General features: G+C 61.1%; 13 protein-coding genes. 8 read left to right on the top strand and 5 right to left on the bottom strand.

What is annotated here, in order from left to right; all coding sequences use genetic code 11:
- Nucleotides 1-39: 39 nt before the first annotated feature.
- The 3 genes from HNO86_RS11580 to HNO86_RS11570 all read right to left on the bottom strand — a co-directional run bounded on the left by HNO86_RS11580 (nucleotide 40) and on the right by HNO86_RS11570 (nucleotide 3,188).
- Nucleotides 40-798 (bottom strand): S9 family peptidase, encoded by a 759-nt coding sequence (locus HNO86_RS11580; RefSeq protein WP_175377098.1) that lies wholly within the window; start codon nucleotides 796-798, stop codon nucleotides 40-42.
- A complete protein-coding gene (locus tag HNO86_RS11575) occupies nucleotides 788-1,897 on the bottom strand; it encodes a DUF3182 family protein (protein WP_175377097.1) in 1,110 nt (369 codons plus the stop codon). The genes HNO86_RS11580 and HNO86_RS11575 overlap by 11 nt, the downstream gene beginning before the upstream one ends.
- Before the next feature lie 298 nt (nucleotides 1,898-2,195).
- Nucleotides 2,196-3,188 (bottom strand): GlxA family transcriptional regulator, encoded by a 993-nt coding sequence (locus HNO86_RS11570; RefSeq protein WP_175377096.1) that lies wholly within the window; start codon nucleotides 3,186-3,188, stop codon nucleotides 2,196-2,198.
- Between the two features lie 102 nt (nucleotides 3,189-3,290).
- On the opposite strand from HNO86_RS11570, the gene HNO86_RS11565 reads away from it, so the two are divergent.
- From HNO86_RS11565 to HNO86_RS11535, 7 genes are all read left to right on the top strand, one after another.
- Nucleotides 3,291-3,842: a cysteine hydrolase family protein gene (locus HNO86_RS11565; RefSeq protein ID WP_175377095.1), complete on the top strand. Its 552-nt coding sequence runs from the start codon at nucleotides 3,291-3,293 to the stop codon at nucleotides 3,840-3,842.
- A gap of 232 nt (nucleotides 3,843-4,074) precedes the next feature.
- Nucleotides 4,075-4,656, top strand: a complete 582-nt coding sequence (locus HNO86_RS11560; protein ID WP_175377197.1) for a YjfI family protein — start codon at nucleotides 4,075-4,077, stop codon at nucleotides 4,654-4,656.
- Nucleotides 4,657-4,692: 36 nt separating this feature from the next.
- Nucleotides 4,693-5,391, top strand: a complete 699-nt coding sequence (locus HNO86_RS11555; protein WP_175377094.1) for a PspA/IM30 family protein — start codon at nucleotides 4,693-4,695, stop codon at nucleotides 5,389-5,391.
- A gap of 71 nt (nucleotides 5,392-5,462) precedes the next feature.
- Nucleotides 5,463-6,143 carry a DUF2491 family protein gene (locus tag HNO86_RS11550; RefSeq protein WP_175377093.1) on the top strand — a complete coding sequence of 227 codons (681 nt, stop codon included), beginning with the start codon at nucleotides 5,463-5,465 and terminating at the stop codon, nucleotides 6,141-6,143.
- A 14-nt stretch (nucleotides 6,144-6,157) separates the two neighbouring features.
- Nucleotides 6,158-6,586: a DUF350 domain-containing protein gene (locus HNO86_RS11545; RefSeq protein WP_175377092.1), complete on the top strand. Its 429-nt coding sequence runs from the start codon at nucleotides 6,158-6,160 to the stop codon at nucleotides 6,584-6,586.
- A 16-nt stretch (nucleotides 6,587-6,602) separates the two neighbouring features.
- On the top strand, nucleotides 6,603-7,316 hold the full coding sequence (locus HNO86_RS11540; RefSeq protein ID WP_175377091.1) for a DUF1190 domain-containing protein: 714 nt from the start codon (nucleotides 6,603-6,605) through the stop codon (nucleotides 7,314-7,316).
- Between the two features lie 12 nt (nucleotides 7,317-7,328).
- A complete protein-coding gene (locus HNO86_RS11535) occupies nucleotides 7,329-8,486 on the top strand; it encodes a glutathionylspermidine synthase family protein (RefSeq protein ID WP_175377090.1) in 1,158 nt (385 codons plus the stop codon).
- A 69-nt stretch (nucleotides 8,487-8,555) separates the two neighbouring features.
- Here the strand turns inward: HNO86_RS11535 and HNO86_RS11530 are convergent, their stop codons facing one another.
- On the bottom strand, nucleotides 8,556-9,068 hold the full coding sequence (locus tag HNO86_RS11530) for a single-stranded DNA-binding protein (protein WP_110965122.1): 513 nt from the start codon (nucleotides 9,066-9,068) through the stop codon (nucleotides 8,556-8,558).
- A gap of 9 nt (nucleotides 9,069-9,077) precedes the next feature.
- Nucleotides 9,078-10,475 (bottom strand): MFS transporter, encoded by a 1,398-nt coding sequence (locus HNO86_RS11525; RefSeq protein WP_175377089.1) that lies wholly within the window; start codon nucleotides 10,473-10,475, stop codon nucleotides 9,078-9,080.
- A 191-nt stretch (nucleotides 10,476-10,666) separates the two neighbouring features.
- On the opposite strand from HNO86_RS11525, the gene uvrA reads away from it, so the two are divergent.
- Nucleotides 10,667-13,504 (top strand): excinuclease ABC subunit UvrA, encoded by a 2,838-nt coding sequence (gene uvrA, locus HNO86_RS11520; protein WP_175377088.1) that lies wholly within the window; start codon nucleotides 10,667-10,669, stop codon nucleotides 13,502-13,504.
- The last annotated feature ends 42 nt before the right edge of the window (nucleotides 13,505-13,546 follow it).

The following is a 13,546-nucleotide window of genomic DNA, read 5'->3' as shown; positions in this document are numbered from 1 at the left end:
GCGAGGCTTGCCCGCGAAGAGGCCCGCAAAAACACCACATTACCTGGACTGAATAATACTCAACCGCTCCCCCACCACCATTTCCGTGATCCAGTCCACGAGGATCGAGGTGTAAGCCTGCTGCGAAACCGGATCACTCAGCGCATGGTCAGCCCCATCAATGATCCGGTGCGTCAGCGAATGTGTCTGCTGACACGCTGCGCGGTAACTCATGATGGTCGCATGAGGCACGTAGTCATCGGTTTCCGACTGCACCAGCAACACATCCCCGGTGAATTGCGAACAGGCATGCAGCGCCCGATTGCTGTCGGCGCGCACCAGGGTGCTGCGATAATCGCGCAAGTCGAGCTTGTCCAGGTCGCGCTTGGGCGTGTGCCATTGATCGTCGCGATACAGCGCCGGCACCCGCAGCGCCAGCCAGCGCACCGGACGCAATGAGGTCAGGATCGAGGCCAGGTAACCGCCATAACTGGTGCCCACCACGGCAATCGCCGAAGTATCGAGCGCCGGATGCGCCAGCAGACGGTCATAGGCCGCCAGCAGGTCGCGCAGGTTGTCTTCGCGAGTCACCCGCGTCAGCGGAATGCCGGTGCCGCCGGTATGGCCGCGCAGGTCGAAGGTCAGGCACACGCACCCCAGACCCGCAATGCCCTTGGCCCTCTCCAGGTCCCGCTCCTGACTCCCTCCCCAGCCGTGCACGAACAGCACGCCGGGGACTTTCGATTTGGGACTGAGAAAGGTCCCGCTCATCTGTTCATCATCAATGTCGATTTGAATGCTTTCGCTTCTAGCCGTCATAGGGTTTGACCGTCACATACTTGAGGAGGAATTCACTGTTTTGCGCAGGCCCGCGATACACCTCGATGGCGTGCGCCGGCAACGGCTGATCGATATAGGTCTCCACGGAAGACACCCGGATCGCGCGCATCTGCGGGTCGTTGACGAAGCTCTGCAAGGCCGCGACTTCCGCGCTGCTGGCCCCGCCCATGCGCCAGGATTGTTCGAGCACGCCGCTGCGCTGTTTGCCGTTGCAGTCGATGCCCTGGGCGATGTCGTAGTTGCGTCGAGACGCGTAGAAGCCCGGATAGGCTTCATCTGCCGCGCTGTCGAACACCTGGGCCTGCTGGATGGCCAGGCGCACGTCGTCAGGCAGGTCCAGCTTCAACAATTCATCGTAGCCACCCTGCACTACCAGCAGGTTTGAGCCGCCGTAGACCTCTTCGCCCTCGGCATCCTCGGTCAGGTATTGGTCACCGCAGTAGCTGAGTACCTTGTCGCCAAAAAAACTCTGGCCAACGCTGTGGGTGACCACCTTGTCCAGATCCTGCTCGAGCACCACGCCTTCGGTGAACAGGGTTCTGGCTTCGGGGCGGGCGAGGATCTCGTCGAACTGGTCGAGGCTTTCGATCACTTCCTGACCGCGACCGGCGCAAGCGTGAATCGGCTTGAGGCGGATCGGGCCGGTGTACAGCAGATGCTCCGCCGCTGGCCGAGCGTCCTCCAGGGAGAACACGCTGAGGCCGTCGAGCACGACGCTGCGCACTCGCTCGGAAAACAGCGGTGCCCAGCCGGGCGGCGCATGGGCCTGATGGCTGCGCAAGCCGTGGGTGATGGCTTTGGTGCAGATGAAATCATGCTCGACGTAGCCGCCCCACAGATCTTCCGGGCCTCTGACCGCCAGCTCGCGCGCGGCGGTCGCGCCCACCAGGGTCTGGGTCGGCAGCACGTACAGGTCCTTGCCGCGATGCTGCTGCGGATCGAAGCTGCCGCCGAACTTGAGCCCGAGAATCTGCGCCAGCCACTTGGCCAGGGCGCGGTTGGTTTCCACTTCATGCAGCGGTGCATCGGGCCGCACCGAATGGGCGACCATCAGCTTTCTGGCGTTGGGTGGGGTCATGCGTCCCCCTTCAATCGGCGCTAGATGAATGTAGCGAGAGGGGTGCAGGGATCAGGCCAATCGGGGGTGTGCGCAAAAGCCTTTCAAATCAGCTGGATAGGGAATGGGTGATGGCATGGGGCCTGTTTGATTCTGCACGAGGGCGCGCGCACATCCGGCATTTTGCACGATTCAATGCCTTGTACAGATCCAATGCGGGAGCGGGCTTGCTCGCGAATGCGGTGTGTGAGTTGACCTCTATGGCGACTGACTCACCGCTTTCGCGAGCAAGCCCACGGGTGGATTTGTGGTGTGGCGGCTAACGGGGAGCATTCCCCGGCGTCACCCCAAACCGCGTCCGATAATCACTCGGCGCCAGCCCGGTGATTTTCTTGAAGGTCGAACGAAACGCGCCCGGGTCCTGATACCCGACAGTCCAGGCAATGTGATCAATAGTTCCATTGGTGAACTCGAGCATCTCCCGCGCCTTGCCCACCCGCAGGTGCTGGCAGTATTCGGTGGGTTTGAGTCCGGTCGCCGCACGAAAACGCCTCAAAAACGTGCGCTCCTCCAGCCCCGCGCGCTCGGCCATTGCGCTCAGCGACACATCGGTGGCGCCGGTACTCTGCAGCCAGTGCTGCACCTTGAGGATCGAAGCATCGCCATGGCTCAGGATCGGCGCGAAATTGCTGCCGCACTCGCTGGCGCTGTCGCTGTGTTCCACCACCAGAAAACGCGCGGTACCGGTGGCGATGCTCGGCCCCAACAGACGGTCGACCAAACGCAGGCCCAGTTCGGACCAGGCCATCAGCCCGGCGGTGGTGATCAAGTCGCCGTCATCGACGATGGGCGTGTCGGCCTTGAGCTTGATCGCCGGGTAGCGTTCAGCGAAGGATTTGGCCGAGGTCCAGTGGGTCGTGGCGCTGCGACCGTCGAGCAGACCGCTTTCGGCCAACAGCAGCGAACCCACGCACACCCCGCCCAGGGTCGCGCCGTTGGCATGCTGCTGCCGCAGCCAGTCCAGCAGGAGGCGCGGCGCCTGGCCTTCGCTGAAGCCGGCAATCGACGGTGGAATCAACACCGCCACCAGCGGACCGTCCGCACCGCCATGGCTGTCATACACCCGCGCCGGGGCCTGATCGCCCTCGACCCGCCAGTGACTCACGCGCAATACCGGCAATTGCGCCGCCTGATGCTCGGCGGCAATCCGGTTGGCCACCCCGAACAGGTCGGTCAACCCATGCACCGCCGCCATCTGCGCGCCGGGATAGATCAACACGCCCAGTTCGACGATTGCCCTTTGTGCATCCATTGTCAGTTTTCCCCCGTCTATTGTCGGTGCGGCCAATCCCCGATCGGAGCGCCAGCGCCAATACTTCATTCCACACCCAAACCGCACTTCGAGGAAACAGTCATGGCCAAGCAAGCACTCATCGTAGTTGATATCCAGAACGACTACTTCCCACAAGGCAAGTGGCCGCTGGCCGGCGCCGATGCTGCCGCGGACAACGCCGTACGCCTGCTCAAGTCCTTCCGTGAAGCCGGCGATTCGGTGGTGCATATCCGCCACGAATTCACCTCCGACGCCGCTCCATTCTTCACTCCGGGCTCGGAAGGCGCAAAACTGCACCCCAAAGTCCTCAACCAGAACAATGAGCCGGTGGTGCTCAAGCACTTCGTCAATTCGTTCCGCGAAACCGAACTGAAGTCGATCCTGGACGAACAAGGCATCAAGGAACTGGTGGTGGCCGGCAGCATGAGCCACATGTGCATCGACGGCATCACCCGTGCCGCCAATGATCTGGGCTACAGCGTCACGGTGATCCACGACGCCTGTGCCTCCCGCGACCTGGAATTCAACGGTACGACCGTTCCGGCGGCGCATGTGCATGCCGCGTTCATGTCGGCTCTCGGTTTTGCCTATGCCAAAGTGATATCGACCGAAGAGTTCCTGTCCGCCAGCTGATCGACCCGCAAACGCTCAAGGCCGGTAACCTCACACAGGTCACCGGCCTTTTCTGTGTGTCTGAAAATCTCACGCGTGAGCCATTGTGAGCTGTCAGAATTGACTGTAGTGTTTCAGCGCGTGAGTTTTCATAACGGGAGTGGTCACCATGAAAAGCAGCTCTGCGGCAGGATCATCCGCCGGCAAGGAAGAGCGCTCGAAACCGTCCACGAAAAAGCCCTCGAGCTTCTACATGAAGCAGATGCGCGCCGCACTGGCCGCTGCCGGTTATGTGAAACACGAGACTTGGGTGCTTCCGGAAAATCGAAGCCTGCTCAAGCAAATGGAGCAACAGCTACGCCAACCGATTCTGGCTGGCTCATTCATGTCGGAGAAATACATGAGCGCAGGTAACAACTGGACCATCGACCGCCTGTTCACCGCCCTTCAGGCCCTGGACGAAGTGGTATCGCAAGAAATCACCCTCTCCCTCGTCCAAGGCTCCGAGTCCAGCATCAAGCTGGAAATGAACGAGTTTGGCGGCCTGCCGATCTACATCGCGGTAGTCGGCGAGCAGATCATCGTCGACACCGTACTGGTCGACATCGACTCGATCAGCGACGTGCGTGCCTTCAACGATGCCGTGCTGCGTAGCCGCGAGCTGTTCCCGCTGTCCTCGATCGGTATCGAATCCATGCCGAACGGGCAGACTGTCTACAACATGTTCGGCGCGCTGAGCTCCGACTCGAGCCTGACCAACGTGGTCACCGAGATCAAAACCCTGGTGGACAACGTGCATCGCGCCAGCGAAGCCTTCGAACACTTCTTCAAGTAATCCTCTTCCAAGCCATTCGCAAACAGGGAAAATCCAATGACTCAGTCCATCTGGAGCAAGTTGTTCACCGCATTGCGCGGCGGCGCCAGCGAAGTCGGCGAGGCCATCGTCGACCAGCAGGCCCTGCGCATCCTCGACCAGGAAATCCGCGACGCCGACAGCGCCCTGGCCAATGCCCGGCGCGAGCTGGTCACCATCATGGCCAAACACAAACTCTCTGCCGATCGCGTCGGTGAGTACAACGCCAAGATCAAGGACCTGGAGTCCAAGGCACTGGCCGCGATCCAGGCCAATCGCGAGGACCTGGCGCTGGAAGTGGCCGAAGCCATTTCGACCCTGACCAACGATCTGGATGTCGAGCAGAAGCAGGCCACCGAGTTCGGCACCTACGCCGACAACATGCGCAAGGACATCAACAAGGCCGAAGCGCGGATCAAGAGCCTGCGCCAGCAAGTGGACATGGCCAAGGCCCGTGAAAGCGTGCAGAAGGCCCAGGTCAGCGCGTCGATCGCCAGCGGCGGCGCCAACGGCAAGCTGGAAACCGCGGTCGGCACCCTCAATCGCCTGCAAGCCAGGCAACAGCAGCGCGCGGCTGAGCTGAACGCCCAGGACGAACTGGCCGAGGCTTCGACCGGCAACGATCTGGATCGCAAACTGCGCGAGGCCGGCATCACCCCGGACGCAGGCAGCGCCAACGCCATTCTCGAGCGCTTGAAAAAACAGTCCGCCGAGTGATCCAGGCGGTAACCGCGCAACAGGAAGGGCATTGATTGCCCTTCTTTCATTTTGTCGATTCGAGGTCTTCGATGGGATGGTTTAAAAAGTTCATGGGGCTCGAAGCTCCAAACTCGGATTCGAAGTGGATCGCCAACGACAGCGTGCCGTTCAATGAGGCGCTCGCCGGGCCGCTGGGCCTGGCGTTCGGCAAGGGCGTGATGTTCGACTCGACCCTGAAACTGCTGCTCGACGGGAAAACCACCGTGGCGATCCCCGAGTCCCAGCAGATCTGGAGCGCCGGCACCATCGAACTCGGTCAATCGACCTGGCTGTCGCGTTACTACCTGAACGACGAAGATCACTGGCTGCAAGTGCACACCACCGGCGCTATCGCCGGGCAAGTCGAGTCGGTGATCCTGTTCAATTATCTGGACTACGTCACCATCAGCACCGAAGCTGAGCTGCGCCGGCTGGCCGGTCCCGACAGCCTGATCGGCCTGCCGACCTACACCCACGACGGCGTCGTTTTCACCCGCGAATGGGGCAGCGAGGCCGGCCAGACGGAACTGGTGTCGCTGAGCGAAAACCTGAGCAATCCCGAGGAAACTTACCGCATCGAACACCATTCGATGCTCTACGCCCGCGACACCGGCCTGACCAATCGCCGGGAGTTCCTGCTGTTTTCCGTCGAGGAAGACGCAGAAGGCACCATCAGCCTGAGCACGTCCCGGGGCATCTCGCTGTACACCACCGATCTGACTATTTTTTAAACAGGAAGTTATCCATGCTGGAAGCACTCTCCATCTCCCTGAACAAAGCCGCCGTGCTCGGGTTTGTCTTGTACCTCGGCGGCGCTGCGGTGTTATTCGCGCTGTTTCAGCTGATCTACACCCGAATCACGCCCCATAAGGAATTCGAACTGATCCGCTCGGGCAACGTGGCCGCGGCGATTGCCCTGGGTGGCGCGATCATCGGTTTCGCCATTCCGGCCAGCAATGTCATCGCCTACTCCATCAGCATTCTGGATTTCGTTGTCTGGGCGGTGATCGCCGCGTTCGTCCAATTGCTGGCGTTCCTGATAACCAGCCTGGTGCTCAAGGGCGTGTCCGAACGTATCCAGAAAGGTGAAATCGCGGCGGGGATCTATGTGGCGGCAGTGGCCATCAGCGTCGGCATGCTGAACGCTGCGTGCATGACCCCTTCCCAGAACTGACGGCAGGGAGCGCCGAATGAAACGAAGCAAGTACGTACAGCTTTCGATGGCCGCGTCGGTCGCCATGGCGATATCGGGCTGCGGACCAACGGAAAAAACCTACGCGGTGCAGAAGAAGTACAACTTCCAGTCCGTTCAGCAGTGCGCCGATGAAAAGCTCCCGGTGGATGTCTGCTCCGACGCCTACATGACCGCCCTGACCGAGCATCGCCGCATGGCCCCGGTGTACGACAATCAGGCCGATTGCGATGCCGACTTCGTCGCCGACTGGTGCCAGCAGGACTCGGCCGGCAAGTTCATCCCCCGGCTGGGCGGCTTCGAACTGACGGCGGATGGCCAGGTCACGCAATCCCAGGTGGACGCCGCGCGGGCCCAGTTGCCTGCGTCGGAAGCCAGCAGCAGCGGCGGTTCGGGCTTTTCCACCAGCAGCCTGCTGACCGGCCTGCTGATCGGCAACATGCTGAGCAACAACCGCAACAGCTACTACTCCGAGCCGGTCTATCGCTATCGCGACGATCGCGGCAGCTACGGTTCTTCCACGCTCAGTCAGCGAATCGCCAAGGGCTCAACGTTCTACCGCTCCAACCAGGCGAAATACGGCAGCGGCTACAGCACCACCACCACGCGTCCGGCCAAGAAACCGATTTCCGTGGCTTCTTCCACCTCCCGTGGCGGCTTCGGCAGCAAGGCCAGTGCCCGCAGCGGCTGGGGCGGCGGATCGAGCAGCTGAGGACGCAAGGCCATGAAGAAAATCCACTGCGCAGAGCGGCATGACTGGAAACAGACGGCCGAGAGCCTCGGCTTTCTGTTCCATACCATCGACGACGAACCCTACTGGGACGAAAGCGCGTACTACCAGTTCACGCTCAAACAGATCGAAAACGATCTGGAAGACCCGACCACCGAGATCCACGAAATGTGCATGGATCTGGTGGCCCGTGTGGTCAAGAGCGAAGAGCTGCTGGAGCGCCTGAGCATTCCTGCGCCCTTTCACGACCTGATCCGCACGTCGTGGCTCGAAGGCCATCCGCACCTGTACGGGCGCATGGATTTCTCCTACAGCGGTAGTGGCCCCGCCAAGTTGCTGGAGCTGAACTACGACACCCCCACCAGCCTGTACGAGGCTGCCGCCTTTCAATGGGGCTGGCTGGAGCAATGCATCGAGCGTGGCCTGCTGCCCAAGAGTGCCGACCAGTTCAACAGCATCGACACCAAGCTGCATCAGGCTTTCGCCCAGCTGCAGCTCAAGCAGCCGTTCTACTTCGCCTCGATGAAAGACTCGGTGGAAGACAGGGGCACCACTGACTACCTGCGCCTGATCGCCGAAAAAGTCGGCATCGAATCACGGCACATCGATATCGAAGACATCGGACTGACCAGTGAAGGCCGTTTCGTCGACCTTGAAGATCGCTGGATCCCTCACCTGTTCAAGCTGCATGCCTGGGAGTTCATCTTCCACGAGCCCTTCGGCGCGGCGATTGCCGAGAGTGACACGCAGTTTTTCGAGCCGACCTGGAAGTCGATCCTCTCCAACAAGGGCATCCTGCCGCTGCTGTGGGAGTTCAACAAAGGTCATCCGAACCTGCTCGCCGCCCAACTGGATACCGAGCCAGGCAAAGCGGTACCCAAGGGCTGGGTTCGCAAACCATACTTCTCGCGGGAAGGCGCCAACATCGAGTTGCAAACCGCCGAAGGCCTGATCGTCAAGGAGGATGGCCCCTACACGGACGCGCCGTTCATCCTGCAGGAATTCGCACCGCTGCCGAAGTTCGACGACAGCTATACGCTGATCGGCTCCTGGGTCATCGGCGATCAGGCGGCGGGCATCGGTGTCCGGGAAGACAACAGCCTGATCACCAAGGACTCGAGCCGGTTCTTGCCACACCTGATACTCGACTGAAAAATCGCCGCCAACAAAAAGCCCGGCATCCTTTGGGAATGCCGGGCTCTTTTTGTTCCAAGCGTTTACTTAGAACGGGATATCGTCATCAAAGCTGTCGAAATCCGGAGCTGGCTGCGGAGCGGCCTGTTGTGGCGCTGGACGCTGCTGCGGTGCCGACTGCTGCGGGCGTGGAGCCTGCTGGCGGGGTGCGGACTGCTGGTAGTTGTTGCCACCGCCTTGTTGATCGCCCTGCTGTGGACGACCGCCCAGCAGTTGCATGGTGCCTTGCATGTCGACCACGATTTCAGTGGTGTAACGCTTGATACCGTCTTTTTCCCACTCGCGGGTCTGCAGCTTGCCTTCGATGTAGACTTGCGAACCTTTACGCAGGTATTCGCCGGCGATTTCCGCCACTTTGCCGAACATCGATACACGGTGCCATTCGGTCTTTTCGACTTTCTGACCGGTTTGCTTGTCGGTCCACTGTTCGCTGGTGGCCAGACTCAGGTTGGTCACGGCGTTGCCGTTCGGCAGGTAGCGAACTTCAGGATCCTGGCCGCAAGTGCCGACCAATATGACTTTGTTAACCCCACGGGCCATTACGTTCTCCTAGGCTACGCACGCTGCCCCGGCCGGGTTGTTCACCAGGTCTTCCAGGGTGCTGCGATCCAATAGTTCGGTGTCCAATTTGATGTAAATGGCCGCTTCATCAGCGACTATCACTGCATCTGTTACCCCTACGACGGCCTTCAGGCGCTCGACCAGACCCGCTTCGCGGATCGCCTCGGGCGACAACGGCAAGCGCAGGCTTGTCACGTAGGGAGGTTCACGCATGGTAACAGCAAAGGCCAGCCAGAGTGCAGCCAGAGCCGCACATCCCAGGAACACAACCGACAAACCGCCGTGCTGGAACATCCAGCCGCCGAGAATTCCGCCCAATGCCGAACCGAGGAATTGACTGGTGGAGTAAACCCCCATCGCCGTGCCCTTGCCGCCAGCCGGTGAAACCTTGCTGATCAGCGACGGCAGCGAAGCCTCCAACAGGTTGAACGCGGTGAAGAACACCACCGTACCCACCACCAGAGCCCGCAGGCTGTCGCCGAACTGCCAGAAGAATAGCTCAGTGAGCATCAGCGTCACGACGGCACCGAGCAGAACTCGTTTCATTTTGCGTCTTTTTTCGCCGTAGATAATGAACGGGATCATGGCGAAGAAAGAGATCAGCAGCGCCGTGAGGTACACCCACCAGTGCTGTTCCTTGGGCAGCCCGGCCTTCTCGACCAGCGCCAGCGGCAGGGCCACGAAGCTGGACATCAACATGGCGTGCAACACAAAGATGCCCAGGTCCAGGCGCAACAGGTCCGGGTGCTTGAGCGTCGGCATCAAGGCCTGGCGCGCGACGCCGGACTCACGGTGCTGCAAGGGACCGGTGGAACGCGGCACCATGAACATCACGATCACGATGCCCACCAGCGCCATGCCACCGGTGGCGAGGAACAATCCGGACAGGCCGAAAGCCCGGGTCAGCAAGGGACCGACCACCATCGCCACCGCGAATGACAGGCCGATGGTCATGCCGATCATGGCCATGGCCTTGGTGCGATGCTGTTCGCGAGTCAGATCGGACAGCAACGCCATGACCGCCGCGGAAATCGCTCCGGCGCCCTGCAGGATCCGACCGGCGATCACGCCCCAGATCGAATCGGCGCCAGCCGCCAGCACGCTGCCAAGGGCAAAGACCACCAGGCCGAGGTAAATCACCGGTCGGCGGCCGATACGGTCGGAAATGATACCGAAGGGAATCTGGAAAATTGCCTGGGTCAGGCCATAAGCGCCAATCGCCAGCCCGATCAGGGCCGGGGTCGCTCCGGCGAGGTCCATGCCATAGGTCGCCAGTACCGGCAACACCATGAACATGCCCAGCATACGGAAGGCGAACACCAGGGCCAGACCGCTCGCCGCGCGGGTCTCGCTGCCACTCATGCGTTCGCTGTGGGGATCGTGCATGGAAAAACCTCGTGTGAACCGGCGGCGATTCTACCAGTCCGATCGATTGGCAGGGTATATCGCGACGCTTTGCCGCGTGTAGATGAAAGACCTTTCATGTAAGCCTGCAATGACATCATTCGATAGTGTGCATCCATCCAGTATTTGGCCGTATACTCCTACGTTTTCGACGCCCGCCAAGCGAGGCCACTTTGGACAAGATCCTGATCCGTGGGGCTCGAACCCACAACCTGAAGAACATCGACCTGACCCTGCCACGGGACAAGCTGATCGTCATCACCGGCCTGTCCGGCTCCGGCAAGTCGTCGCTGGCCTTTGACACACTGTACGCCGAAGGCCAGCGTCGCTACGTCGAATCGCTGTCAGCCTACGCACGACAATTCCTGTCGATGATGGAAAAGCCCGACGTCGACACCATCGAAGGCCTGTCGCCGGCCATCTCCATCGAGCAGAAGTCGACCTCGCACAACCCGCGTTCGACCGTCGGCACCATCACCGAGATCTACGACTACCTGCGTTTGCTGTATGCCCGCGTCGGCATCCCGCGCTGCCCGGATCACGACATCCCGCTGGAAGCGCAGACCGTCAGCCAGATGGTCGACCTGGTCCTCGCGCAGCCGGAGGGCAGCAAGCTCATGCTGCTGGCACCGGTGATTCGCGAGCGCAAAGGCGAACACCTGTCGGTCTTCGAAGAGCTGCGGGCCCAGGGTTTCGTTCGTGCCCGGATCAACGGCAAGCTCTATGAGCTGGACGAAGCGCCAAAGCTCGACAAACAGAAGAAACACACCATTGACGTGGTGGTCGACCGCTTCAAGGTCCGCGCCGATCTGCAACAGCGTCTGGCCGAATCTTTCGAAACCGCGCTCAAGCTGGCGGACGGCATTGCTCTGGTGGCGCCGATGGACGACGAACCGGGCGAGGAGATGATCTTCTCCGCACGCTTCGCCTGCCCGATCTGCGGCCATGCCATCAGCGAGCTCGAACCCAAACTGTTTTCCTTCAACAACCCGGCCGGCGCCTGCCCGACCTGCGATGGCCTGGGGGTCAAGCAGTTCTTCGACATCAAGCGACTGGTCAATGGCGAACTCACCCTGGCAGAAGGCGCGATTCGCGGCTGGGACCGGCGTAACGTCTACTACTTCCAGATGCTTGGCTCATTGGCCAGCCACTTCAAGTTCAGCCTGGAAGTGCCGTTCAACGAGCTGCCGGCCGACAAGCAGAAGCAGATCCTGCACGGCACCGGCTCGCAGAACGTCGACTTCAAGTACCTGAACGACCGCGGCGACATCGTCAAACGCTCGCACCCGTTCGAAGGCATCGTGCCGAATCTGGAACGTCGCTATCGCGAAACCGAATCGGCTTCGGTGCGCGAAGAACTGGCCAAGTTCCTCAGCACCCAATCCTGCCCGGACTGCCGCGGCACCCGTCTGCGGCGCGAGGCGCGGCATGTGTGGGTGGGCGAGAAAAACCTGCCGGCAGTGACCAACCTGCCAATCGGCGACGCCTGCGATTATTTCGGCGGGCTGTCGCTGACCGGTCGCCGTGGCGAGATCGCCGACAAGATCCTCAAGGAAATCCGAGAGCGCCTGCAGTTCCTGGTCAACGTCGGCCTCGACTATCTGTCGCTGGACCGCAGCGCGGACACGCTGTCGGGCGGTGAAGCACAGCGTATCCGTCTGGCCAGCCAGATCGGTGCGGGGCTGGTCGGCGTGCTGTACATCCTCGACGAACCTTCAATTGGCCTGCACCAGCGCGATAACGACCGCCTGCTGGGCACTCTGAAGCACCTGCGCGACATCGGCAACACGGTGATCGTGGTCGAGCACGACGAGGACGCCATTCGCCTGGCCGACTACGTGGTGGATATCGGCCCGGGCGCCGGGGTCCATGGTGGCGCCATCGTTGCCGAGGGCACGCCGGACGAGGTGATGTCACATCCGGATTCGCTGACCGGCAAGTACCTGTCGGGTCGGGTGAAGATCGAAGTACCGGCCAAGCGCACACCGCGCAACAAGAAGCTGTCGCTGTCGCTAAAAGGCGCACGTGGCAACAACTTGCGCAATGTCGATCTGGATATTCCGATCGGCTTGCTGACTTGCGTGACGGGTGTGTCCGGCTCGGGCAAATCCACGTTGATCAACAACACGCTTTTCCCTCTGAGCGCCACGGCGCTGAACGGTGCGACGACACTCGAAGCGGCTCCTCACGACAGCATCAAGGGGCTGGAACATCTGGATAAGGTGGTCGATATCGATCAGAGCCCGATCGGCCGCACGCCGCGCTCCAACCCGGCGACTTACACCGGGTTGTTCACGCCGATTCGCGAGCTGTTCGCCGGCGTGCCAGAGTCTCGCTCCCGCGGTTATGGTCCGGGGCGCTTCTCGTTCAACGTGAAGGGTGGGCGCTGCGAAGCCTGTCAGGGCGATGGCCTGATCAAGGTCGAAATGCACTTCCTGCCGGACATCTACGTGCCGTGCGACGTCTGCAAGAGCAAGCGCTACAACCGCGAAACCCTGGAGATCAAATACAAGGGCAAGAGCATCCACGAGACCCTCGAGATGACCATCGAGGAAGCCCGGGAGTTCTTCGACGCGGTACCGGCCCTGGCGCGCAAGCTACAGACGTTGATGGACGTCGGCCTGTCCTACATTAAACTGGGGCAATCGGCGACCACGCTGTCCGGTGGCGAGGCTCAGCGAGTCAAGCTGTCCCGCGAGCTGTCCAAGCGCGATACCGGCAAGACTCTGTACATCCTCGACGAGCCGACAACCGGCCTGCACTTCGCGGACATCCAGCAACTGCTCGATGTATTGCACCGCTTGCGCGATCACGGCAACACGGTGGTGGTAATCGAGCACAACCTGGACGTGATCAAGACTGCCGACTGGCTGGTGGACCTGGGGCCGGAAGGCGGCTCCAAAGGTGGCCAGATCATCGCCGTTGGCACACCGGAGGAGGTCGCCGAGATGAAACAATCTCATACCGGCTACTACCTCAAACCGCTGCTGGAGCGTGATCGGGCCCGATAAAGGCCTATGAAAAAGCCCCGGTCACTGTGTCAGTGGCCGGGG

Origin of the sequence: Pseudomonas sp. C1C7 (assembly GCF_013359595.1) — a bacterium.
Lineage (GTDB): Bacteria > Pseudomonadota > Gammaproteobacteria > Pseudomonadales > Pseudomonadaceae > Aquipseudomonas.
The sequence above is the reverse complement of the archived record's forward strand: the minus strand, read 5'-3'. Positions and strand labels throughout refer to the sequence as shown.

What these genes read in the sequence shown, in the direction of transcription:
- HNO86_RS11580 (WP_175377098.1), bottom strand. Translation starts at nt 798, where the DNA reads ATGACGGCTAGAAGCGAAAGCATTCAAATCGACATTGATGATGAACAG.
- HNO86_RS11575 (WP_175377097.1), bottom strand. Translation starts at nt 1,897, where the DNA reads ATGACCCCACCCAACGCCAGAAAGCTGATGGTCGCCCATTCGGTGCGG.
- HNO86_RS11570 (WP_175377096.1), bottom strand. Translation starts at nt 3,188, where the DNA reads ATGGATGCACAAAGGGCAATCGTCGAACTGGGCGTGTTGATCTATCCC.
- HNO86_RS11565 (WP_175377095.1), top strand. Translation starts at nt 3,291, where the DNA reads ATGGCCAAGCAAGCACTCATCGTAGTTGATATCCAGAACGACTACTTC.
- HNO86_RS11560 (WP_175377197.1), top strand. Translation starts at nt 4,075, where the DNA reads ATGAAGCAGATGCGCGCCGCACTGGCCGCTGCCGGTTATGTGAAACAC.
- HNO86_RS11555 (WP_175377094.1), top strand. Translation starts at nt 4,693, where the DNA reads ATGACTCAGTCCATCTGGAGCAAGTTGTTCACCGCATTGCGCGGCGGC.
- HNO86_RS11550 (WP_175377093.1), top strand. Translation starts at nt 5,463, where the DNA reads ATGGGATGGTTTAAAAAGTTCATGGGGCTCGAAGCTCCAAACTCGGAT.
- HNO86_RS11545 (WP_175377092.1), top strand. Translation starts at nt 6,158, where the DNA reads ATGCTGGAAGCACTCTCCATCTCCCTGAACAAAGCCGCCGTGCTCGGG.
- HNO86_RS11540 (WP_175377091.1), top strand. Translation starts at nt 6,603, where the DNA reads ATGAAACGAAGCAAGTACGTACAGCTTTCGATGGCCGCGTCGGTCGCC.
- HNO86_RS11535 (WP_175377090.1), top strand. Translation starts at nt 7,329, where the DNA reads ATGAAGAAAATCCACTGCGCAGAGCGGCATGACTGGAAACAGACGGCC.
- HNO86_RS11530 (WP_110965122.1), bottom strand. Translation starts at nt 9,068, where the DNA reads ATGGCCCGTGGGGTTAACAAAGTCATATTGGTCGGCACTTGCGGCCAG.
- HNO86_RS11525 (WP_175377089.1), bottom strand. Translation starts at nt 10,475, where the DNA reads ATGCACGATCCCCACAGCGAACGCATGAGTGGCAGCGAGACCCGCGCG.